Source organism: Plantibacter sp. VKM Ac-2876 (assembly GCF_015350715.1).
In the GTDB taxonomy this organism is placed as follows: Bacteria; Actinomycetota; Actinomycetes; order Actinomycetales; family Microbacteriaceae; genus Plantibacter; species Plantibacter auratus.
This window is the reverse complement of sequence record NZ_JADKSI010000003.1, coordinates 553,056-576,343: the sequence shown is the minus strand read 5'-3', so window position 1 is coordinate 576,343 and position 23,288 is coordinate 553,056. Positions and strand designations below refer to the sequence as shown.

The 23,288-nt window shown below is 71.9% G+C and carries 18 protein-coding genes; 7 read left to right on the top strand and 11 right to left on the bottom strand.

Annotated features, from left to right (window positions below):
• Positions 1-212: 212 nt before the first annotated feature.
• Positions 213-1,259, bottom strand: coding sequence for a LacI family DNA-binding transcriptional regulator (locus ITJ62_RS15265; protein ID WP_194603851.1), 1,047 nt, complete (start codon positions 1,257-1,259; stop codon positions 213-215).
• A gap of 187 nt (positions 1,260-1,446) precedes the next feature.
• Between ITJ62_RS15265 and xylA the strand changes: the two genes are divergently transcribed.
• The 3 genes from xylA (at position 1,447) to ITJ62_RS15250 (ending at position 5,406) form a co-directional block, all read left to right on the top strand.
• Entirely contained in the window at positions 1,447-2,637 is a 1,191-nt protein-coding gene (gene xylA, locus ITJ62_RS15260) for a xylose isomerase (RefSeq protein ID WP_064295008.1), read from the top strand.
• Between the two features lie 130 nt (positions 2,638-2,767).
• Positions 2,768-4,201: a xylulokinase gene (gene xylB, locus ITJ62_RS15255; protein ID WP_194603848.1), complete on the top strand. Its 1,434-nt coding sequence runs from the start codon at positions 2,768-2,770 to the stop codon at positions 4,199-4,201.
• A 161-nt stretch (positions 4,202-4,362) separates the two neighbouring features.
• The gene (locus tag ITJ62_RS15250) at positions 4,363-5,406 is read left to right on the top strand and encodes an NADPH:quinone reductase (protein WP_194603845.1); all 1,044 of its coding nucleotides are present in this window, start codon (positions 4,363-4,365) and stop codon (positions 5,404-5,406) included.
• A 25-nt stretch (positions 5,407-5,431) separates the two neighbouring features.
• Here ITJ62_RS15250 and ITJ62_RS15245 read toward each other — a convergent pair whose 3' ends face one another.
• The 4 genes from ITJ62_RS15245 to ITJ62_RS15230 are packed head-to-tail and all read right to left on the bottom strand — an operon-like array spanning position 5,432 to position 10,785.
• Positions 5,432-6,544, bottom strand: a complete 1,113-nt coding sequence (locus ITJ62_RS15245; RefSeq protein WP_194603842.1) for a glycerate kinase — start codon at positions 6,542-6,544, stop codon at positions 5,432-5,434.
• A 4-nt stretch (positions 6,545-6,548) separates the two neighbouring features.
• Positions 6,549-7,598 (bottom strand): Xaa-Pro peptidase family protein, encoded by a 1,050-nt coding sequence (locus ITJ62_RS15240; protein WP_228498524.1) that lies wholly within the window; start codon positions 7,596-7,598, stop codon positions 6,549-6,551.
• On the bottom strand, positions 7,595-8,764 hold the full coding sequence (locus ITJ62_RS15235; protein ID WP_194603839.1) for a Gfo/Idh/MocA family protein: 1,170 nt from the start codon (positions 8,762-8,764) through the stop codon (positions 7,595-7,597). Before ITJ62_RS15235 ends, ITJ62_RS15240 begins: the two co-directional genes overlap by 4 nt.
• Positions 8,761-10,785, bottom strand: coding sequence for a DUF6807 family protein (locus ITJ62_RS15230; RefSeq protein ID WP_194603836.1), 2,025 nt, complete (start codon positions 10,783-10,785; stop codon positions 8,761-8,763). The genes ITJ62_RS15235 and ITJ62_RS15230 overlap by 4 nt, the downstream gene beginning before the upstream one ends.
• A 126-nt stretch (positions 10,786-10,911) precedes the next feature.
• Here ITJ62_RS15230 and ITJ62_RS15225 point away from each other — a divergent pair, with 126 nt between their 5' ends.
• The 4 genes from ITJ62_RS15225 (at position 10,912) to ITJ62_RS15210 (ending at position 15,709) form a co-directional block, all read left to right on the top strand.
• Complete coding sequence (locus tag ITJ62_RS15225) at positions 10,912-11,880, top strand: NAD(P)-dependent oxidoreductase (RefSeq protein WP_194603833.1); 969 nt, start codon at positions 10,912-10,914, stop codon at positions 11,878-11,880.
• A gap of 14 nt (positions 11,881-11,894) precedes the next feature.
• The gene (locus ITJ62_RS15220) at positions 11,895-12,836 is read left to right on the top strand and encodes a 5-dehydro-4-deoxyglucarate dehydratase (RefSeq protein ID WP_194603830.1); all 942 of its coding nucleotides are present in this window, start codon (positions 11,895-11,897) and stop codon (positions 12,834-12,836) included.
• A 2-nt stretch (positions 12,837-12,838) separates the two neighbouring features.
• Entirely contained in the window at positions 12,839-13,933 is a 1,095-nt protein-coding gene (locus ITJ62_RS15215; RefSeq protein WP_194603827.1) for a mandelate racemase/muconate lactonizing enzyme family protein, read from the top strand.
• Between the two features lie 81 nt (positions 13,934-14,014).
• Positions 14,015-15,709, top strand: coding sequence for an aldehyde dehydrogenase (NADP(+)) (locus ITJ62_RS15210; protein WP_194603825.1), 1,695 nt, complete (start codon positions 14,015-14,017; stop codon positions 15,707-15,709).
• 303 nt (positions 15,710-16,012) lie between these two features.
• Here ITJ62_RS15210 and ITJ62_RS15205 read toward each other — a convergent pair whose 3' ends face one another.
• From ITJ62_RS15205 to ITJ62_RS15180, 6 genes are all read right to left on the bottom strand, one after another.
• Positions 16,013-17,464, bottom strand: a complete 1,452-nt coding sequence (locus ITJ62_RS15205) for an acetylesterase (RefSeq protein WP_194603822.1) — start codon at positions 17,462-17,464, stop codon at positions 16,013-16,015.
• The gene (locus tag ITJ62_RS15200) at positions 17,461-18,822 is read right to left on the bottom strand and encodes a Gfo/Idh/MocA family protein (RefSeq protein ID WP_194603819.1); all 1,362 of its coding nucleotides are present in this window, start codon (positions 18,820-18,822) and stop codon (positions 17,461-17,463) included. Before ITJ62_RS15200 ends, ITJ62_RS15205 begins: the two co-directional genes overlap by 4 nt.
• Positions 18,819-19,829, bottom strand: a complete 1,011-nt coding sequence (locus ITJ62_RS15195; protein WP_194603791.1) for a PmoA family protein — start codon at positions 19,827-19,829, stop codon at positions 18,819-18,821. Before ITJ62_RS15195 ends, ITJ62_RS15200 begins: the two co-directional genes overlap by 4 nt.
• Positions 19,830-19,930: 101 nt before the next feature.
• Positions 19,931-21,244, bottom strand: coding sequence for an ABC transporter substrate-binding protein (locus ITJ62_RS15190; RefSeq protein ID WP_124767322.1), 1,314 nt, complete (start codon positions 21,242-21,244; stop codon positions 19,931-19,933).
• 117 nt (positions 21,245-21,361) lie between these two features.
• On the bottom strand, positions 21,362-22,288 hold the full coding sequence (locus ITJ62_RS15185; RefSeq protein ID WP_079706749.1) for a carbohydrate ABC transporter permease: 927 nt from the start codon (positions 22,286-22,288) through the stop codon (positions 21,362-21,364).
• Complete coding sequence (locus ITJ62_RS15180; RefSeq protein WP_079706748.1) at positions 22,281-23,237, bottom strand: carbohydrate ABC transporter permease; 957 nt, start codon at positions 23,235-23,237, stop codon at positions 22,281-22,283. Before ITJ62_RS15180 ends, ITJ62_RS15185 begins: the two co-directional genes overlap by 8 nt.
• Positions 23,238-23,288 lie beyond the last annotated feature (51 nt).

Genomic DNA, 23,288 nt, shown 5'->3' with positions numbered 1-23,288 from the left:
AACGCTCCCGAGCTGCTCGCGCAGCGGCGGCCCCGGGGTTCCGGATCGCTTCGCTGCGGTGCCCTGAAGCTAGCCCCGCCGCCTGTCTGCCCGCAACTTCCCCATCCCGCATTGGAAACTTTTCGCGCCCGCCCATCCCCGCCTTTGCCCGCGAACTGTCACTCCGACACAGTCCCGGCCGCTCGGACTAGCAGCGAGTGACAGTTCGCGGGCTAGGGGGTGGGCGGGGCTGCGGTCGAACCCCGGACGACGAGGGAGGTGGCGAGGTCGAGGCGGATGTTGTCGACCGTCTCAGAGCGCAGCTTCAACACCAGGCGGGTGGCCTCCTCGGCCATCTCGATGAGCGGCTGCCGGATGGTCGTGAGGGCCGGGCCGACCCACTTGGCCGGCGGGACGTCGTCGTACCCGACGACCGACAGCTGCTCCGGGATCGAGATCCCGAGCGAGCGCGCCGCCTCGTAGACGCCGAACGCCTGCATGTCGTTGCCGGCGAAGATCGCGGTCGGTCGGTCCTCGAGTTGCAGCAGTTCGAGCGCCAGGACGCGTCCGGCCTCCGGGATGAACTCCCCTCGGCGCAGGATGCTCTCGTCGAGCGGGATCCCCGCTTCCTCGAGCGCGGACCGGTAGCCCGAGACCCGCGCCCGCGAGCACATGAGGTCCTGCGGTCCCGAGATCAGGCCGATCCTGCGGTGACCGAGCTCGATGAGGTGGCGCGTCGCAGCCATCCCACCGGACCAGTTCGTGGAGCCGATGGCAGCGACCTCCGGGCCCGGGTCCCCCGCCGGGTCGACCACGACGACCGGGATGTTGCGCGTGTGGAGCTGGCGCCGGTACGCCGGGTCGATGTCCGAGAACACGAGGATGACCCCGACCGGCTTCCGCGAGATGATGCTCTCGACCCAGCCCTCGCCGGTCGAACGCCGGGCGCCCGTCTCGGTGAGGGTGACGCTCATGCCGTGCTGGCGCGCGACCTTCTCGACACCGCGGATGATCTCGAGCGACCAGGAGCTGTCGATGTACTCGAAGACGAGCTCGATGAGCGAGCCCTGCGCGAGCTCCGCACCGCGGCGACTGTAGCCGTGGCGGTCCAGCAGCCGCTCGACGATCTCCCGGGTGTCCGGCGACACCCCCGGCCGCCCGTTGAGCACCTTCGAGGCGGTCGACACCGACACGGAGGCCTCTCTGGCGATGCGCGACAGGGTCGCTCGCCCGCCACCGGCACCGGGTCCAGCGGCCTGCACCGCGGGGTCGTCACTCATCCGAGTCCTCCGATCCCTCCCTGTCGGGCCGGACGGCCGTCTCTGCAGCGAGAAGTTCTGCCCATGCTAACGAAATATTTCGCGACACCCGACCGGTGACGCGAGGCCGACGATCTGCTAGTCTCGACCATAAGTTGTGGTTAACAACAAATCATCCACTCACAAACGACGTTGAAGGACTGCACGCATGAGCCTCACCCCCACCAAAGCCGATCGGTTCTCCTTCGGCCTCTGGACGATCGGCTACAACGGGACCGACCCGTTCGGTGGCCCCACCCGCCCCGACCTCGACGTGGTCGAGGCCGTCACCCGCCTGAACGACCTCGGCGCCTACGGCCTCACCTTCCACGACGACGACCTCTTCGCCTTCGGCTCGACCGACGCCGAACGCCAGAAGCAGATCGACCGCCTCAAGCAGGCGCTCGCCGACACCGGCGTCATCGTGCCGATGGTGACCACCAACCTGTTCAGCGCGCCCGTCTTCAAGGACGGCGGCTTCACCTCGAACGACCGCGCCGTCCGCCGCTTCGCCCTCCGCAAGGTGCTCCGCAACCTCGACCTCGCCGCCGAGCTCGGCGCCAAGACCTTCGTCATGTGGGGCGGCCGCGAGGGCGCCGAGTACGACTCCGCGAAGGACGTGCAGGCGGCCCTCGAGCGCTACCGCGAGGCCGTCAACTTCCTCGGCGACTACGTGACCGATAAGGGCTACGACATCCGCTTCGCGATCGAGCCGAAGCCCAACGAGCCCCGCGGCGACATCCTGCTCCCGACGCTCGGCCACGCGATGGCGTTCATCGAGACCCTCGAGCGCCCGGAGCTCGTCGGCATCAACCCCGAGGTCGGCCACGAGCAGATGGCGGGCCTCAACTTCACCGCCGGCATCGCCCAGGCGCTCTACCAGGGCAAGCTCTACCACATCGACCTCAACGGCCAGCGGGGCATCAAGTACGACCAGGACCTCGTCTTCGGTCACGGCGACCTGCAGAACGCGTTCTCGCTCGTCGACCTCCTCGAGCACGGTGGCGTGAACGGCGGCCCCGCGTACGACGGCCCGCGTCACTTCGACTACAAGCCGAGCCGCACCGAGGACATCACGGGCGTGTGGGACTCCGCAGCCGCCAACATGCGCATGTACCTGCTGCTCAAGGAGCGCGCCGAGGCGTTCCGCGCCGACCCCGAGGTGCAGGAGGCGCTGGCCGCCGCCCGCGTGCCCGAGCTGCGCGAGCCGACGCTCAACCCCGGCGAGACCGTCGAGCAGCTGCTCGCCGACCGCTCGTCGTACGAGGACTTCGACGCCGACGCCTACTTCGGCGGCAAGGGCTTCGGGTTCGTCCGCCTGCAGCAGCTGGCCGTCGACCACCTCATGGGCGCGCGCTAGCCGACACCCGCGAACCTGGCGTTCCGTCTCCTGATCCGAGAGGATCGGGGGCGGAACGCCGTTCCGCGTTCCACCCCACAGCAGACCCGGCGGTCACCCGACCGCCCCACCACCGAGAACAGGGAGAGCGATGACGCTCGTCGCCGGCATCGATTCGTCCACCCAGAGCTGCAAGGTCGTCATCCGCGACGCCGAGACCGGAGCGCTCGTCCGCGAAGGTCGTTCGGCGCACCCCGCCGGCACCGAGGTCGACCCGGCCGCGTGGTGGCAGGCGCTGCAGGAGGCGGCCGCCGCCGCCGGCGGGTTGGCCGATGTCGCCGCGGTGTCGGTCGCGGCCCAGCAGCACGGCATGGTCGCGCTCGACGTCGACGGACGCGTCATCCGTCCGGCACTCCTCTGGAACGACACCCGGAGCGCGCAGGCCGCGACGGACCTCATCGCCGAGTTCGGCGCTGCGGAACTCGCCCAGCGGACCGGGTGCGTCCCCGTCGCCTCCTTCACGATCACGAAGCTGCGCTGGCTGCGCGACGCCGAACCCGCGAACGCCGCCGAGGTCGCCGCCGTCGCGCTCCCCCACGACTGGCTGAGCTGGCGTCTGCGCGGCTTCGGTCCGGCCGACGAGAGCCCACTGGGCGCGGACCTCGCCGAACTGACGACCGACCGCTCCGACGCCTCCGGCACCGGGTACTGGTCCCCCGCCGACGGCGAGTACGACCGGGAGCTGCTCGTCGCAGCGCTCGGCCACGATGCGATCCTCCCGCGCGTGCTCGCACCCGAGGAGTCCGCCGGGACCGGTGTCGACGGCGGCCTCATCGGGCCGGACACGGTCATCGGAGCGGGTGCCGGAGACAACGCGGGAGCCGCCCTCGGGCTCGGGGCGACGGCCGGCGATGTCGTCGTGTCGATCGGCACGAGCGGGACGGTGTTCGCCGTGACGCCGGCCGTGGTCCGCGACAGCTCGGGCACCGTCGCCGGGTTCGCCTCAGCCGACGGCGCGTTCCTCCCGCTCATCGCGACGCTCAACGCCGCCCGGATCCTCGACGCGGTGGCCGCGCTGCTCGGCGTCGACCACACGGAACTCGGTCGACTCGCGCTCCAGGCCCCGGCCGGGGCACGGGGTCTCGTGCTCCAGCCGTACTTCGAGGGCGAGCGCACCCCGAACCGGCCGGACGCGACGGCGACCCTCTTCGGCATGACCCTGGAGTCGACGACGCGCGAGGGCCTCGCCCGGGCGGCGATCGAGGGGCTGCTCTGCGGACTCGCCGACGGCCTCGACGCGGTGCTCGCGCAGGGCGTCACGGCGGAGCGCGTCCTCCTCATCGGTGGTGCGGCGCAGAACCCGGCGGTGCAGGCGATCGCTCGCGAGGTCTTCGACGTGCCGGTCGTCGTGCCGGCCCCCGGGGAGTACGTCGCCGACGGCGCCGCGGTGCAGGCGGCCTGGGCACTCAGCGGCACCCGGCCGGTGTGGGCTGCGGTGGGGGCCGGCGACGGCGCGGTCCAAGCGGACGCGGTCGCTGCGGACGCGTCCGGCATCGCCCGGGAGCAGTACGCCGCCCGAGCCTGAGCCTGTCTCGGGCCTCCCGGCCGCCGAGCAGCACCGGTCGCCTTGCCGACGCCCCGGGCGCCTGGCCGACGCCCCGGTCGCTGAGCCGACCCTTCCCGGTCACTGAGCGTGTCGAAGTGTCACCGCGGAATCTTCCGCGGGGCGGAGACGTTGGCCCCGGTATGCGATCGATCGTCTACTCCACCAACGGTGACCCGTCCGTCCTGCACCTCGTCGAGCGCGAGCTCCCCGAGCCCGGCCCCGGCGAGGTCCGCGTCAAGCTCGCGTTCTCCGGCGTCAACCCGACCGACTGGAAGACCAGGCGCGGCGGCGGCCCCTCGGGTGGCATGCCCTTCCCCGAGGTCGTCCCGAACCTCGACGGTGCCGGCGTGATCGAAGCGGTCGGCCCGGCCGCCGGCGACGCAGCGTCCACGACCACCTTCGCCGTCGGCGACCGCGTCTGGGTGTACCTCGCCGCACACGAGAGCCCGCTGGGCACGGCCCAGGAGTTCACGGTGCAGCCCGTCTCCCGTGTGGTCCCCCTGCCCGACGCCGCATCCTTCGAACTCGGCGCCAGCCTCGGCGTCCCCGCGATGACCGCGCACCGCGCCCTCACCGTCGCGCAGGACGGCCCGACCCGGCTCTCCCCCGGAGCCCTCGACGGCCGGACGGTCCTCGTCCAGGGCGGCGCCGGCGCCGTCGGCAACGCCGCGATCCAGCTCGCCCGCTGGGCCGGTGCGACGGTGATCAGCACCATCAGCAGCGACGAGAAGGCCCGCCTCGCGACCGCCGCGGGAGCGCACCACGTCGTCAACTACCGCGAGGGCGACACCGCCGCGGCGATCCGCGAGGTGGCACCCGACGGCGTCGACCTCGTCGTGGAGGTCGCGATCGCGCAGAACCTCCCCCTCGACCAGGCGGTCCTCGCCCCGCGCGGCACGGTCGTCAGCTACGCGAACAACGGCGGTGACCAGGTCACGCTCGACATCCGTCCGCACATGGGGCTCAACACACGGCTCCAGTTCATGCTGCTCTACACGGTCGGCGACGCCGCGCTCCACGCCGCGGCCGAGGACATCACCGCAGCGATCGAGGATGGCGCGCTGCACGTCGGCGAAGACCACGGTCTGGCACTGACGGTGTTCCCGCTCGCCGAGACGGCTGCGGCCCACGCCGCCGTCGAGGACGACACGGTCGGGAAGGTCCTCATCGACGTCACCGCATGACGTACGTCACCGCCAGGTGAGGTGATCAGGGGCGGTACTGGGTGGCCAGTGCCGCCCCTGCCGCACGCAGGTGGACGAGCGGTTCGGCCATCGCCGCCTCGACACCGCCGGCCAGCTCCGTGAGCGAGGCCGCCGCGAGGAAGATGCCCTCGGTGGGTGCCTGGATCGCCCCGGCGACGAGCATGGTCCGGTCCGACGCCAGCCCGGCGACCCAGGAGGCGACCTTGCCGTCGGCCGTCTGGTCGTCGAAGCGGCCCTCGCCCGTGATCACGATCGACGCTGCGGCGGCCGCCTCCGGGAGGGCGATCGCCTCACCGACGCCGCGCGCGCCCGAGGTGGCGGTGGCGCCCCACAGGAGGAGGCCGTATCCCGCACCGCCCGCGGCACCGGCGCCGGGTTCGACCACTGCGCGTTCCGCGTGGTCCCGCCCGAACGCCTCCGCAGCGCGGGTCGCGAACTGCGCCAGGTTCGCGTCGAGGACGGGGACGTCCGCGGTGGTCGCACCCTTCTGCGGACCGAAGACCGCAGCAGCACCGCGGTCGCCGAGCAGCGGGTTGGTCACGTCGCTGAGGATGACCGCGCCGTCCGGCGGCAGCGCGCGGAGTCCGGCGGTGTCGATGTCGCGGAGCGTCGCGAGTCCGGCGTTGCCGGCGGCAACCGGTCCCCCGTCGGCGCCCACCAGCCGTGCTCCGAGCGCGGTGAGCAGCCCGGCTCCACCGTCCGTGCTGGAGCTTCCGCCGATCGCGAGCAGGAGTCGTCGCGCACCGTGGTCCAGGGCGGCCGCGATGGCTTCACCGAAGCCGACGGTGTGCGCCGCGAACGGCTGCAGCGGGTCGAGCAGGGTGAGACCGCTCGTCTGCGCCAGTTCCACGACCGCCGAGCCGTCGGGCAACTCGAGCCACTCGGCGTCCACCGGGTCGCCGACCGGGCCGATGACCGTGATCGGGTGCCGACGCGCGCCGGGAACGGCCGCCGCGAACGCGTCGAGCGTGCCCTCCCCACCGTCGGCCATGGGGAGCGACTGCAGGAGGTCATCGGGCCGGACGGTCCGCCACCCCTCGGAGATCGCCTCGGCGACCTCCGCGGCGGTCGCCGTGCCCTTGAACGAGTCCGGTGCGATCACGATGTGCCGGGTCATGTCTTCAGCCTCCCACGGTGGACGGGGTCGGGTGGGTCGAGGCCGTGCTCGTCGTCAGCACCTCGACACCGTCCGGCGTGACCACGACGGTGTCCTCGACCTTCACGCCGGGGGCGGTCGGGTTCCAGGCGAACGCCTGCCACGGCTGGACGATGTCGGTCGCCTCAGGCGTGGCGCGCGGATCGCGTCCCGCGTAGCCGGCTGCACCGCCCTGATGGTGCCTCGTCCACTCGTCGGCGTCGAAGCCTTGCTCCGCGTAGGCCGCACTCCCCGTCCGGAGGATGTCGGCGAGCGAGACACCCGGCACGGTGGCGTCGAGATAGGCACGTTCGACGGCGCGGATGCGCTGCATGTCCGTGGCGAACGGCTCAGCCGGGGTGCCGCCCTCGTCGAACCACCGCGTGAGGTTCACGATGAGCCCGTCGCGGCGGCCGCAGGCGACGAGCATGGCCCGGGAGCCGAGTCGCCCCTCGGTCGGCAGTGGGTGTCGGTGGGCGAGTCTGCCCTCCCCGGCGACGAGGAGGACGAGCGGGTCGATCCCGGCTGCGACGAGGCGCCCGGCGAGGTCTGCGGCGACCGCGCGTTCCGTCCAGACGGGGTCGAGCTCGCCGACAACTGCCTCGAGCGCCGACGTCGTCTCCCGCCCGAGCGAACGGAAGCGCGCGAGTTCGGCCGGGAGGAGCGACGCTCGTGCCGCCCGCAGCTCGGCGGCGACGTCCGCCTCCTGCAGCACCCCGTCCCCACTCGGCAGCACCGCGTCGATCGGCGTGTGCCACGGCACCGTCCGCACCCGGATGGCGGGCAACTCCTCGGCCTGCAGCCGCTCCACCTCGTTCGACGTCGCGACGAGCCACGCATCGCCCGGCGAGACCACGACCGCGACGATCGGGTCGGCCGCGAGGCTCACGTGGACGCGCGAGCCGTCGAGGTACCAGCTGACCGCGGCGGCGGACCGCAGCACGATCGTGCCCGCTCCGCGAGCCTCCAGAAGCGACACCAGTCGGGCGTGCTTGCGACGGCGGTCGTCCTCGTCCGGCCCAGGCCGCTCGCTCATGGCCGGGCCCAATCGCTCCCGAGCTCGGCGAAGGTGCTGCCGGTGGCGGCCGCTTCCGCGACGAGCTCCTCGATCCTCGGGATGACCGGGCGGCGCTCGTCGCCCGTCCCGAGCCACTCGACGAGATCAGCGGGGATGCGGTGTGGCGCTGGGGCCGACCGGACCGCGTCGAGGACCGCGGTGAAGGCGGCCGCGTCGGCGAGGGAGCTGACGAGGGCGGCGTCCTGACCCGCCCGGACCGCCTCGCGCGCGCGGAGGAGGTCGGGGAGCAGGTCGGTCCGGCCCGTGGTCCAGCGTCGCAGGGTGACGCCGTCGACGGCCACCTCGACCTCGTCGCGCGTGTAGTGGAACCGGATCGACCCGAGCTCCCCGTGGACCGTGACCACCGGGTCGGTCGTCTCCTGCGCGCACAGGGTGAGCGCCGCGGTCATGATCGGACCGCGCTGCGGGGTGATGCGGACGACCGAGGTGTCGTCGGCCTCGATGTCGTTCGCCCGGTACTGGTCGAGGTCGATGGTGGCGATCGCCGCGCGGTCGGTCGTGCCGCCGAGCCGGAGCATGGTCTGGACCGCGTGCGCGAAGGGGTTGGTGACGACGCCGTCCACGACGGGTGTGCCGTCGAGCGTTCGCCTGCCCGACCACGCGGCACGCGTCCAGTACCCGACGGTGCGGACCCAGGTGCCTCTCGCCTCGAGCGCCGTCACGGCCCCGATCTCCCCGCCCGCGACGACGTCGGCGATCTCGCCGATCGCGTGCGATCCGAGGCTCTGGAACCCGACCTGGACGAGCCCACCGGTGCGGGCGGCGGTGGCCTGCAGCCGGTCGAGTTCGTCGTTCGAGGTCACCGGGGGTTTCTCGAGCAGGACGTCCGCGCCGTGCTCGAGCGCGGCGACGGCGAGGTCCAGGTGCGTGTGGATCGGGGTCGAGAGGATGACCACGTCCACCCGCCCGGCGGCGAAGCACTCCTCGAGCGAGTCGCGGAGCGGTGCGTCGCCGGCTGCGCGGTCCTCCTCGGTGAAGGTCCGGTCGACGAGGCCGACGAGGCGGATCGCGCCGGTCGCGGCGAGCGCCCTGGCTGCCGCCACGTGGCTCGCGCCATGGCCGTGGATCCCGACGACCACGACGGTCGGGGCGGACGGGGCGGTGGTGTGGTCGGTGCTGGTCATGCGTCACTCCCTGTGCTGCGCGGTTCGGTACTGCGCGGTTCGGTGTGGCGTTCCTCCGCGATGAGGAGCGTCCGGTGGATGGCGTCCGCCTGCTCCGCGTCCAGCGCACCGTCGACGACGACCGCCTCCAGACCGGTGACGAGCGGGGTGTCGGCGGTGATGGCGGTGCGGGTGATGGCGGCGAGCGAGACCCCGACACCCGGGTACTCGGCCGCACGGAGGAACCAGGGGAAGGCGTTCGCTGCGGGCTGGCGGAAGAGGACGGTCGTGGGGCGCCGAGCCGGCGTCGGGGCGGGCTCGGTGGTGTCGCCCGTCTCCGCGTCAGCGCGCCCGTCGGCGTCGAGGACGAAGGCGACCCACGACGCACGCGAGCCGTGCGCGGTCGACTCCCCTGGTCCGTCCGCACTGAGGACGGACCGGTGGGCGTCCGCGGGCAACCGCCAGAACCATCCGCCGTATCCTGCGCCTTCGCGGCCGTTCGTGGCCGGCGACCCGATCGTCACCGTCGATCCCGTCGTCTCGAGGACGCTGGAGACGGCGACGCGGAGCGCCGACCTCCCGCTCCCGACGCCAGGCACGGCGAACTCCTCGACGACCGTGCTGCGCGACTCCCGCAGCCGCGTCGTCCCGTCGCGCCCGATCCAGTCGAGGGACTGACGCAGCACACCGGCGTCCGCCTCGGTCTCGGTGACGCGCTGGACACCGTGGTTGTCGAGCATCGTCGACCCCTGCCCGGCGACGTAGGTGCGACCGCCCCAGTAGGAGACGCCGTCGACGTCGGCGACGGCCATCGAGAGACCGACATGGTGGGGGTGGTCGTCGGGAGCGGATTCCGTGACGACGGTCCCGCCGAGCGACGTGACGGGGTGTGCGAACGGTCGCGGGGCGTCGGTCGGTTCGAGGCCGCTGCCGTCGTGGAGGACGAGGACCTCGCGGTCGCCGAGCCGGGCGGTCAGCTCCGGTGGCGAAGGGGCCTGCTCGGTTCCGTGCCAGACCGGTGGACTCGCGGCCGGGTGGGCGGCGGTGCTCCCCCGGGCGACGAACCGCGGTCGGAAGACGAGCGGGTGTCCACCCTCCGCGCCGCCGATGGTGTCGCGCAGTCTGGTCCACGCCTCGGCGCCGAGCTCGCGTCGCGGGACTGACACGGTACTGAGCGCCGGAACCGCGAACGCCGCGAACGGGATGTCGTCGAAGCCGACGACGCTGAGCGCCGAGGGGACGGACACACCGGCACCGCGGAGCGCCGAGACGAGCCCGAGGGCGACGAGGTCGTTGAAGGCGACCACGGCGGTCGCGTCGTGCTGCACCACCGTCTCGACGACCGCCGCGCCGTCCACCAGCGCGGAACCGGCCGTCACGATGTCGACGGAGAGGTCGTCGTGGTCCGAGCGCGCGCGGGTGATGCCGACCCGTCGGAGGCGATCGCCCTGACTCGCCGCGGGCCCTGCGAGGTACAGGATGCGGCGGTGCCCGAGTGCGTGCAGCTCGGCGAGCACCTGCTCCATGCCGCTGGCGTAGTCGATGGACACCGACGGCACGGGCGAGTCGGCGAGCTCGCGGTTGACGAGCACGACCGGGTGCAGTTCGGCGAGCAGCGCTCGAAGCTCGGGTTCGGCCAGACGGGGTGAGCAGAGGACGATCGCGTCGCACCGACGACGGGTTTCGCGGGCCGCCGCCGCCTCGTCGGCCGGGTCCTCCTCGGTGTCGGTCACGAGGACGCGGTAGCCGTCGGCCGCCGCTGCCCGGGTGACCCCGCGCAGGATCTCCTGGAACATCGGGTTCTCGAGGTCGGGCACGACGACACCGATCGTGTTCGTGCGGCCGAGGGACAGACTCCGGGCCAGCATGCTCGGCCGGTAGCCGAGGGCGTCCACCGCGGCGAGGACGCGGTCGGCGATCGCCGCGTCGACGGTCGCCTTGCCGTTGAGCACGCGCGACACGGTGGCCTTCGAGACGCCCGCCTGCACGGCGACGTCGGAGATCGTCGGTGTCGCTCCAGCGCTGGGGAACCGGTTGCTCATACGTCCTCGTTCGACTCGTCACAGGTGGTGCCGTCATCGATGATCCTATAGGCTCACTCCGAGAAACCGGTTTCCCGGTTGGTGCGGTCGGCCTGGTCGACCCGGACGTGGTCAGAGAGGACACCGATGCGCATCATCGTCACCGGCGGCGCAGGACGACTCGGGCGGAGCGTCGCGAGCGCCCTCGCCGAAGCAGGCCACGAGGTCGTCTCCGTCGATCGGACCGACCCCGGACTCCCCGGCGTCGAGGGCCGGACCGCCGACCTCCTCGACCACGACGCCACCCACGAGCTCTTCGCCGCTCTGCGGCCCGACGCCGTCGTGCACCTGGCGGCGATCGCCGTGCCCTTCAGCGCGCCGGAGCACGTCATCCTGTCGACCAACCAGACGCTCGCCTTCACCGCCCTCACCGCCGGGATCGCCGCCGGAGCGACCAGACTGCTGGCCGCGAGCAGCCCGACCGTCATCGGCTACGGCGCCCCGCACGGGTGGACGCCCGAGGCGCTCCCCATCACCGAGGAGCACCGGGTCGCCCCGTGGAACGCCTACGCGCTGTCGAAGGTCGCGATCGAGTCGACGGTCGCGATGCTCGCCCGAGCCCACGGCGACGCCGTCGTGACCGGTGCGTTCCGGCCGTGCTTCGTCGTCTCGCCGGAGGAGTGGGAGGGCGCGCCGACGCAGCAGGGGCACACCATCGTCGACCGGCTCGCCGATCCCGCACTCGCGGCCGTCTCCCTCTACAACTACGTGGACGCGCGCGACGCCGGCCGGTTCGTCGCCGCCTGGGTCGATCGTGCGGAGGCCCGGCACTCCGGTGAGGTGTACTTCGTCGGCGCCGACGACGCATTGGCCCTCGCACCCCTATCCACCCTGCTGCCGGCGCAGGTCCCGAGCGCCGCCGGATTCGCCGACGGACTCGTCGACCGAGCTGCCGCCTTCAGCAGCGCGAAGGCCACCGCCCACCTCGGGTGGCGGCCGGAGCACGACTGGCGATCGGCGCTCAGCCCCGCCGAGGCGGCCCGGCTCACCGATCTGCTCGCCGCCGACACCGGCCGGCCGGCCACCACTCCTGTTCCAGCCCCAGCCCCACGATGACGAGGACCTCCACCATGCCAGCACCGCTCGCCTTCGACGGCGTCCTGTACTTCCCGATCACCCCCTTCGACGCCGCGGGTGAGGTCGACCTGGGGCTCCTCGGCACCCACCTCGAGTCGCGACTCGAACACCGGCCCGGTGGGGTGTTCCCCGCCTGCGGCACCGGCGAGCTGCACGCGATGTCGCCGTCGGAGGCCGCCCGCGTCGTCCGGCGGACCGTCGAGGTCGTCGACGGCGCCGCCCCGGTCATCGGTGGCGCCGGAGGGGGCGTGGCGACCGCGAAGGAACTCGCCGTGGCCGCCGAAGAGGCGGGAGCCGACGCGATCCTCCTCATGCCGCCGTACCTCGTCTCCGGGCCGGCGGCCGGTCTGCAGGCGTACGTCGAGGACGTCCTCTCGGCGACGAGCCTCCCGGCGATCGTCTACCACCGGAACAACGCCCGGTACACGACGGCGACGATGCGCCACCTCGCGCGCAACCCGCAGGTCGTCGGCTTCAAGGACGGCGTCGGCGACGTCGCGGCCGCCCAGGACATCGTGCTGGCGGTGCACGAGGAGGGACGAGACGACTTCGCCTTCTTCAACGGCCTCCTCACCGCCGAGCTCACGCAGGCCGCCTACCGCGGCATCGGCATCCCGCTCTACTCCTCGGCCGTCTTCGCCATGCTGCCGGAACTCGCGACGCTGTTCTACCGCGCGTACACCGAGCACGACGAGCCGCTCCGCGAACGCCTGCTGCGCGAGTTCTACCGGCCGCTGGTCGCCCTCCGCGACGAGACCCCCGGCTTCGCCGTGTCGCTCATCAAGGCCGGGGTGCGGCTCGGCGGTCTGCCGGTCGGTTCCGTGCGGTCGCCCTTCGTCGATCCGACCCCCGAGCAGACCGACCGCCTGGAGGCACTCCTCGCGACCGGCGCCGACCTCGTCGCCGAGCACGCGACGCTGGCCGCAGGGCGCTGACGATGCCCGGGATCGCCTCCATCACCACCTCGCTCGGCCGGTTCACCATGCCGCGCCCCTGGGTGCCCGAGGCGCCGTGGCTCCATCTCATCCGCGTGGACGTCGTCGACGACGAGGGGGCGACCGGGTCGGGCTTCACGTGGACGCCGACGATCGGGGCCACGGCCGTCCGCGCGCTGCTCGACGACGACATCACGGCCGCCGCCCTCGGAGCGACGACCGACCCCGAAGCGCTCTGGCCGCGGCTGTGGGCGCATCTGCACGAGGCCGGTGGTGGCGGGATCACCACGATCGCGCTCGCCGGGCTCGACACCGCGCTCTGGGACCTCCGTGGACGGCGGGCCGGTCTCGGGCTCCCCGACCTCCTCGGCCGTCGACGCGACACGGTCCGGGCGTACGGCAGTGGCGTGAACCTCCACCTCGACGCCGCCTCGCTCGCCGCGCAGGTCGAGCGGTGGATCGCGGCGGGCTACGACGCCGTCAAGATCAAGGTCGGCAAGCCCGACCTCGCCGAGGACGTCGACCGCGTGACGATGGTGCGCGAACTGCTCGGACCGGACCGCCGGCTCATGATCGACGCGAACCAGCGCTGGGACGTCGACCAAGCGGTCTCGTCCCTGGAACGGCTCGGCGTCGTCGACCCGGCGTGGATCGAGGAGCCGCTGCGCTCCGACGACACCGCGGGGTACGAACGGCTGCGTCAGGCGACCGACATCCCGATCGCGCTGGGCGAGAACGTGCACACGATCCACCGGTTCCGCGACCTCGTCGACCGTGGCGTCGCCGACGTCCTGCAACCGAACGTGGTCCGCGTCGGCGGCATCACCCCCTTCCTCGCGATCGCCGCGCTCGTCGACGACGCCGGGCTGACGCTCGCCCCGCACCTGCTCCCCGACCTCTCCGGACAGCTCGCCCTCGCCCTCCCGCAGGTCACCGAGGTCGAGGACGTCGAGGACGCGGGCTTCGTGGCGATCGGCGCCATCGACCCGCCCGGGCCGGTCACCATCGCCGGGGGCCTGGTGCAGGTCGAGCAGCGACCCGGCCTCGGTTTCGTGATCCGCGACCGGATCGCCGAGAGCGCTCCCGTCGCGCGCTGACCCGTCCGCTCGGCCGTCCGCCGGCCGGCCATACGCCCCGATCATCACCAGCCGTACCCGCATCCCCGAGGAGTCATCACCATGCACGACACCGACCACAGCACTGGCACGATCGACCGCACCACCCCCGCCAGGGCGCGCACCGACGACTCGGACGGCGTCGGCGGCCGTATCGACGACACCGACGGCAACGGTACCGACGGCAGCGGCAACGGCAGCAGCAGCAGCAGCAGCAGCAGCAGCAGCAGCGTGAGCCCCGGCGGCGACACCGTCACGCCCGCAGGTCACGCTGGCGACGCCGCGTCCGGCGCGGGCCGTGCCGCCGTTCCGACCGTCGACGAGGTCGCCGCGGCAGCAGCCGCGGCCTCCTCCGAGCTCGCGTCCACCGCGCCCTCGACCCGTGCCGCCTGGCTCGAGGCCGTCGCCGACGCCCTCGATGCCCGGGTCGACGAGCTCGTCGCACTCGCCGACGAGGAGTCCCACCTCGGGACCGCGCGCCTCACGGGCGAGGTCGCGCGGACGACGGGCCAGCTGCGGCTGTTCGCAGCCGTCCTCCGCGACGGGGCCTTCCTCGAGGTCGTCATCGACCACGCCGACGCCTCCGCCACCCCGCCCAAGCCGGAGCTGCGACGGATGCTCCGGCCGACGGGGCCGGTGGCGGTCTTCAGTGCGTCGAACTTCCCGTTCGCGTTCTCGGTCGCCGGTGGCGACACGGCGTCGGCGCTGGCGGCCGGATGTCCGATCATCGTCAAAGCGCACTCCGCCCACCCGCGGCTCTCGCGACTGACCGCGGCGATCGTGGTCGAGGCGTTGCGCTCGGTCGGCGCCCCGGACGGCACGTTCGCGCTCGTCGAGGATCGTGAGCAGGGCACCGCCCTCGTGCAGCACCCGGCGATCACCGCGGTCGGGTTCACCGGCTCACTCGCCGGCGGGCGCGCACTGTTCGACCTGGCGTCGCAGCGACCGGCCCCGATCCCCTTCTACGGCGAGCTCGGCAGCACGAACCCGGTCGTCATCACCGAGGCCGCACTGCAGGGCGAGGCGGCGCATGACCTCGCGCGCGGGCTGGCGGCGTCGTTCACCCTCGGGGTGGGGCAGTTCTGCACGAACCCCGGCCTCGTCCTCGTGCCGAGCGGCAGCGGGTTCGCCGAGCTCGTCGCGCAGGCCGCGGCCGACACCGTCGCCGGGCGCATGCTGACGCCGGGCATCGCCGAGGCGTACGCCGCGGGCACCGCTCGCGCCGCCGGCCATCCCGGGGTGCGGACGCTCCTCGGCGGCGAGACGACGGCTGCGGATTCCGGCGTTCCGACCGTCCTCGCGACCACCGCCGCGACGGTGCTCGACGCCCCCGAGGTCCTGCTCGAGGAGATCTTCGGGCCGGCGACGCTCGTCATCGAGGTCGCGGACGACGCCGAGCTGCACGCGGTCCTGGCCGAGATCGGTGGCGCGCTCACCGCGACCGTGCACGCGGCGCCCGGTGAGGACATCACCGGTCTCGTGTCGCGGCTCGAGCCGATCGCCGGCCGGGTGCTCTTCGGCGGCTGGCCGACGGGTGTCGCGGTGGGCTGGGCGCAGCACCACGGCGGACCGTGGCCGGCGACGACCTCGCTCCACACCTCGGTGGGTGCGTCGGCGGTGCGCCGCTTCCAGCGTCCGATTGTCTACCAGGACGCGCCCGAGCGGGTGCTCCCCGAGGCCCTGCACGAGGCGAACCCGCTCCGTGTCCCCCGCCGCGTCGACGGCGTCCTCGAGCTCCCCGTCCCAGCCCGCGTCTGACCGCCGTCCTGTCCGTCCCCAACTCAGGACTCCCCCGGCGCGCCGCCCCAGCCCGGGCACGACACACCAGACGTCTCCTGAGTTGGGGACACCCCACCGACCACACCCACCCACGTTCACAACTCAGGACACACCCGGCGCGCCACCCACCCCAGCGCCCGCCCACACCCCAACACGCCGCACCCGTCCTGAATTGCGAACACCGTGACCACCGTCCCCAACTCAGGACTCCCCCGGCGCGCCGCTCCAGCCCGGGCACGACACACCGGACGTCTCCTGAGTTGGGGACGAAACCAGGGCGAGTCAGGCGAGGGTGGCGGCGAGCCAGGCGCGCAGCTCGGTCTGCATCGGCGCGGACCAGCGGTGCGGTTCGTCGTGGAAGGTGCCCGTGTAAGCCGAGCGCTCGCCACCGGACCGGTACCGCTCCGTGAGGATCATGTGCGCTTCACGCATACCGGCCGGCTCGAAGAGCTCGTCGCGCTCGGCGTACTGGACGAGCAACGGCGAGCGGGGGCGCAGGGATGCGAGCTCCGGCCAGTCACCGACCCGTGACAGTCCTGGCGAGAGGAACGACCACGAGTGCTGATCGGCATGCCCGTCGAGCACACCGTCGAACGTCGACATCATCGCGACCACGCCGGCAGCGCGGATCCGGTCGTCCATGGCTGCGAGCAGAACGGCCCGGGCACCACCACCGGAGAGGCCGAAGCACGCGATCGCTCCGGACTGGACTCCGGGCGCGGCCGCCAGCTGGTCGAGCGCGATGAGGTCGTCGCGGAGGACGAGACCGGCGAGCGAGGTGCCCAGGACGCCCAGCTCCTTCGCGAGCTGCGGCTCGTTGGTCGCCGCGAGGAGCTCGGACCGTTGCCCGGGCGACACCGCCGTGGCCTGCTCCCCGCGCTGCACAGCCGCGGCCCGACGACCGGCGAGCTGCAGGTCGACGGTCCGATGGAAGCGTTCGGCGACGGCCTCGTCCGGGATCCGCCGGGAGCCCCACCCGAACGCATCGTGCACGAGCACGGCGAACCCGACGCGCGCGAGGTCGGACGCGACGGCGCGGCCTCCGTAGTAGCGGTCGCGGAACGCCTGCAACTCCTCGCGCGCGACGGACGTCGTGGCAGGGACACCATCGGGCCCGTCCGCGAGTTTCTCCCGCCCGACGCGCGTGAACCCACCGTGGTCGTGCAGCGCAAGCGCGCCCGGGAGCACGCCGGTCTCGCCGGCCGGCCGCAGGAGCCACGCCGACGTCGGCGCGCCGAACCCGGTCGACCAGCGGAGTTCGACCCCGTCGACGCCGTCGCGGGTCCAGCTGCCGAGCTCCTGGGGCGGCTCGGGCTGCGCCGGTCGCGGGAGGACACCGAGGACCTCGGCGAGGCGCGTGCGCGTGGCGTCGAGCGATCCGTCTGCGGTACTGACGCCCCGGATCGACTCGCGGAACCGGGCGGCGAGCGCCCGCAGACCGGGGTCGCGCGCAGGTGGAGGTGTGACCGGTCGGGACCGCACCTCGACGAACTCGGTGACCGGGACGGGGCTAGTAACCGGGACGCCGACCGATAGCGGGCCGTCCAGCAAGGCAGCATCCGGGACCGGGACCGACCCTGTCCGGGACCGAACCTCGACAGGCTCGGCGACCGGAACAGACTCACCGGCCGGGACGGACTCGGCGATCTGGGCGGGCTCGGTCACCGGCTCAGTGGCCGGGGTCGACCCGACGTCCGGGTCGGCGCCGGCGCCGGCCTCCGAGCCGCTGCTCACGGCGCGATCGTCGCGACCGGACGCCCGGTCAGCAGCGACTCGTTCCCGGCGATGCCGACCGAGATCGCCCGGACGCCGTCGTCGTAGCCGGCGGGCCGTCCCAGTTCGTCCTCGGTGACGCGGTCGAAGAGGTGCCGCAGCAGGAACGCGTCGCCGCCGCCGTGTCCGCCGACGCCCTCGGGGATCTCGATCTCGCGGGCCTCCTCCCAGTGGCGTTGCAGCACGAGGCGTTCCCCGCGCGAGCGCACCGGCGCGACGGACGCGGCGCCGTCCGCGGTCTCGCCGTCGCCGCTCAGGCTCGGGTCGAGGACGACGCGCCCGTCGGCCCCCACGAGCACGGCGGCGCGCTCGACGACCTCGAGCTCGACCCTGCCCTCCGTCCCGTTGATGGCGACGCGATACCCCTCCCACGGCGCGTGGGCGTTCAGGGAGTAGCTGAGCGAGGCGCCACCGTCGTACTCGACGAGGACGGACAGGTTGTCCTCGATGTCGATCCCGGGCGAGAAGACGTCGCGGTCGCGCAGGTACCCGTCGTGCTGCTCGGCCCGCAGGTAGAGCGACTCGAGCCGCGGGTCGTCACGGAGATCGAGGGCGAACGGGTCGTTCGAGCGATCTCGAGCCGCCGCCTCGGCGTCGTCCGGTACCGATCCACGCCCGGGACGCGCCGCGAGTCCGCGCTCGGCCGCGTTGGCGTCACCGTAGAAGCGGAGGCCTCCGGTGGCGTAGACGGACGCCGGCCGAGCCCCGATCCACCAGTTGACGAGGTCGAAGTGGTGCGACGCCTTGTGGATGAGGAGCCCGCCGGAGTGCTCCTTCTCGCGGTGCCAGCGACGGAAGTAGTCGGCGCCGTGCACGGTGTCGAGCACCCACTCGAAGTGCACGCTCGTCACCCGTCCGATCCCGCCGTCCTGCACGATGCGGCGCAGCTCCGAGTTGCGCGGGCTGTAGCGGTAGTTGAAGGTCGTCACGACGTTCCGGCCGCTCTCGGCGACGGCCGCCGCGATGCGCTCGACGCCCTCACGGTCGATGGTGAGCGGCTTCTCGACGACGACGTCGGCACCGGCGAGGAGCGCGCGCGAGACGATCTCGGCGTGCGTGAAGTCGGGGGTCGTCACGATCACCCGGTCGACGCGCTGCTCGGCGATGAGCCGCTCGACGTCGTCCGGGCCGTACCGAGCCGGCAGCGGGACACCCTGCTCGGCGAGGACCGCCTCGTAGTGGTCGAGCCGGCCGGGGTTGCTGTCGCTCCAGGCGACGAGCTCGGCGACGTCCGCGTGCGGGCCGGTGATGGCGTCGAGGTACATCTGCGAGCGGTGTCCGGTTCCGATGAGGGCGTAGCGTTCGCGGGTCGTGGTCATGCGCGTGGGTCCTTCCGGGTCGGTGCGGCGGGCGCTGTGGTCGGCGGGCTGTCGTGGTGATCGGCACGGCCAGAACGCGACCGTTCGAGCGCGTCGCGCCCGGATGCGGCGAGCGCCGCGGCCCGGCTGTCACCGGCTGCACCGTCGGCTATGACGACGGCGTAGCGGAACGCGAGGGTCTCGTCGGCTCCGAAGGACAGTTCCTCGCTGAAGAACGGGGCCGGACAGAGGCCGGCGAACTCCTCGGTGCGCGCGAACCACTGCGGCGGGTGCGCCGGGTTCCGCACGTCGTCGACGATGACGACGCTCGACGCCGCGGCCGTTCCGTCGTGGAGGCCGGTGAACCCCATCCACGCGTGGCGGGTGCCGCGGAGCTCCTCGCCGCCGCTCCCGTCGGGGGTGTGGAGGGTACCTCCGGTGAAGGATCGTGGGCCGCGCCAGAAGAGTCCGCCGTAGCCGGCGTTGTCCCGGCCCTTCGTCGTGGGCGACCCGATGGACAGGTCCCGGCCGGAGACGTTGCGCATCCGGGTCTCGAAGGTCAGCGTCCAGTCCCCGGCGGCCGGTCGCACCGTGAGCGCACGCTCCTCGTCGACGACGTGCCGACCGTCCTCCGTGATCCAGGCGAGCGTGTGCGCGAACCGCACCTCGCCCGGGTCGGCACGGACGTCCGTGACCGCGACGTGCTCGGAGCGGCCGTTGTTCGCGAGTTGTTCGTAGGCGGTCCCGGTGAAGGTCGGACCGCCCCAGAAGTTGTCGTCGCCGACGTGCGGGAGGGCCCAGGCGATACCGGTGTGCCAGACGTGGTCGTGCGGTCTGGCCAAGGTGACGAGTGCTCCGCCGGCGGTCCGCACCGGGTGCAGGTACGGCTTCGGCGACTCGCGCTGGACCGTGTCCGGACGGTAGGTGTACCGCAGGATGTCGATCCCGTCGAGGTGGACGGTGATTGCCGAACCGACCTCGTGCGTCAGCGCGAGACCGGTCGGACGGGGGCGGTGTTCGGTCGTCACGGGATCCCCTCGGATGAAGCGGTGGTGGAGCTGCCCGTCGACCGGCTCGGGGAACGGACGCCGTTCCCCGAGCCGGTGGAGGGGCTGTGGCTGTGGCCCGGTCAGCCGGCTGCGACCGCGGCCTTGAGGTCCTTGATGAACCCCTCGGCGGCCTGGTCGGGCGTGTTCTTCCCGAAGAGGACCTGCTCGGTGTACTGCTTCACGAGCGCCTCGATCGCGCTGCCACCGGCGGGCGTGACGGTCGGCGGCTCACCGATGTCGTCGGCGAGACCGTCGAGGAACTCGACGACCGCCTGGTCGGTCTCGGCCAGCTTCGGCGTGATGTACTCGCGGATCTTCGTGTTGGCCGGGACGCCGCGCTCGGTGAGGAGCGAGTCGGCCGCGGTCTCGCTGTTGGCGAGGAAGTCGATGAACAGCGCCGCCTCGGCAGGGTGCTCGGTCCGGGCGGACGCCGACCAGTACATCGACGGCTTGTAGTACGCGGAACCATCGGCGCCGCCGTCCACCGTCGGCACCCGCAAGAGCTCGAGCGGCGAACCGCTCGCCTCGGTCAGGGCCGTCAGCTGGCTGTTCCACCAGGGGGCGAACGCAGCCGAGTTGGTCGCGGTGAAGGACTCGGCGAGCCCGCCGGCCTGCTTCTCGATGATCGCGGAGGGCGACGGCGTCGCTCCCGCGTTCACGAGGTCGAGGAGGTAGGTCCACCAGGAGGACAGGGTCTCCGGCTTGATGGACACCTCGCCCTTGTCGTTGTACAGCTCGTCGCCGTGCTGACGGGCCCAGTTGTTGAGGCCGCCGTCCTCGAAGCCGAAGGGCTGGAAGCCGTAGATCGATCCGCCACCGGCTGCCGAGACCTGCTCGCTCAGCTCGGTGAAGTCGTCCCACGTCCAGGTCTCGTCGTCGGGCATCTCGATGCCGGCCGAGGCGAGGAGGTCGGGGTTCACGACGAAGGAGTAGCTCGTGATGCCCGAGGGGACGCCGTAGAGCGAGTCGTTGACCGTGCCGGACGTCAGCGTCTCCTTGGGGAAGTCGCCGAGGTCGAGCTGGTCGGTGACCGTGTTCAGGTCGAGGAGCGCGCCCCGGTCGCCGTAGGTGGCGATGTACTTCTCGTCCATCTGGATGATGTCGGGGGTGTCGTTCGCCGCCGTCTCGGTGGCGAGCTTGTCCCAGTAGCCGGCCCAGTCCGTGAACTGCGGCTCGATGGTGATGTTCGGATACTCCTTCTCGAAGGCAGCGATGACCTCCTGGGTGGCCGCCGTGCGGGCGTCGTTGCCCCACCAGGTGAAGCGGAGGGTGACGGGCTCGTCGGACAGTTCGGTGGCGGCGTCGCCCCCGGCGCTGCAGCCGGCGAGGAGGAGGGCTGCGACGGCTCCCGTCGCGATGAAGCCGGCGGCTCTGCCGTGCTTGCTGATGCTCATGCTGTTCCCTTTCGAATCGATCGATCCGGATCCGGAGCTGCTGGATCCGGTGGTGCTGGGTCTGGTGCTGGTGGTCTGGTGCTGGTGCTTCGGTGGTGCTGGTCGGTGGGTCCGGCCTCACTTGCCGCCGGTCGTCGCGATGCCCTTCAACAGGAACCGCTGACCGAACAGGAAGACGAGGAAGATCGGCAGGAGCGAGACGACACTCATCGCGAACATCGGCCCCCATGAGGTGGAGGATTGCGCGTCCATGAACGCCCGGAGTGCGAGCGGCACCGTGTACATCTCCGGCTTCGTCAGGTACAGGAGCTGGCTGAAGAAGTCGTTCCACGTCCAGATGAAGGTGAAGATGGCGGTCGTCGCGAGTGCCGGCACCATGAGCGGCAGGATGATGACCCCGAAGATGCGGGCGTGACCGCAGCCGTCGATGCGGGCCGCCTCGTCGAGTTCCTTCGGGATGCCGCGGATGAACTGCACCATGAGGAAGACGAAGAACGCGTCGGTCGCGAGGATCTTCGGCAGGATCAGCGGCAGGTACGTGTTCACGAAGCCGAGCTGGGAGAACATGATGTACTGCGGCACGATGATGACGTGGATCGGCAGCATGAGCGTCATGAGCATCGCCGCGAACCACCAGCGCTTGCCGCTGAACTTCAGCCGGGCGAAGGCGTAGGCGGCCATCGAGCAGGACACGAGGTTGCCGACGATGCAGCCGAGGACGATGAGCACGGAGTTCAGCAGGAACACGTGGAACGGCTCGGAGAGGGTGTTCCAGCCCTCGCTGTAGTTGCTCACCTCGAAGCTGTCGAGGACGATGCCGGGGTTCCGGAAGATCTCCTCCGTCGGGCGGAGCGAGGAGACGACGAGCCAGATCACCGGGTAGAGCATGATGAAGCCGACGAGGATGAGGCCGATGTGCTTCAGGACCGACTTCCAGGGCGACCATCCACGAGCGCGGCGGTACTGGCGTTCGGCCTCCTTGGCCTCGCGACTGCGGTTCTTGCTGTCCGTCGTGATGGACCGTGTGGTCAGCGTGTCAGTCATCGTAGTTCACCCAGTATTTCGAGGCCCAGAAGTTGATCGCGGTGAAGACTCCGATGATGAGGAGCAGGAACCAGGCCATGGCCGAGGCGTAGCCCATGTCGAAGTTCGAGAAGCCGCGGTTGTAGAGGTACAGCGTGTAAAAGAGCGTCGAGTCGGCCGGGCCGCCCGTTCCGCCCGACACGATGAAGGCCTGCGTGAAGGCCTGGAACGCATGGATGATCTGCAGCACGAGGTTGAAGAAGATGATCGGCGTGAGCAGCGGCAGGGTGATCTTGGTGAAGCGCTGCCACTTCGTCGCGCCGTCCATCTGCGCCGCCTCGTGGTACATGACGGGGATCTGACGGAGGCCGGCGAGGAAGATGACCATCGGTGCGCCGAAGGTCCAGACGTTGAGCGTGATGAGCGTGGAGAGGGCGGTGGACGGGTCGGCGATCCAGCTGCGTCCCTCGATCCCGAAGATCGCGATGAACTGGTTCACGAGGCCTTCGCCGCCGAACACCTGCTTCCACAGCACCGCGATGGCGACAGAGGAGCCGAGGAGCGACGGCAGGTAGTACACGGACCGGTAGATCGCGAGGCCGCGGAGACCGCGGTCGAGCAGAGCGGCCAGTGCCAGCGCCGCGGCGAGCTGGAGCGGCACCGACACGAAGACGTACACGAACGTGACGCCGAGCGAGTTGTGGAGCCGCTCGTCGCCCATCATGCGGATGAAGTTGTCGAGGCCGATGAACTTCGGCGCCTGCAGCAGGTTGTACTTCGTGAAGGACAGCGCGAGCGAGGCGACCATCGGGCCGACGGTGATGACGGCGAGTCCGATGAGCCACGGGAGGAGGAACAGGTAGGCGGCCTTGTTGTCGCGGCGGTTGTCCTTCTTGATGAAGGCCTTCTCGGCCGCCGTCTGCGGGCGTTTGCCGGCGCTGAGCTTGCGGAGCTCGCCGAGCGCGCTCACCGAACACCCCTCGCGAGTGTCGTCCTGGGTGCCCCTGGAGTTGCACGGACC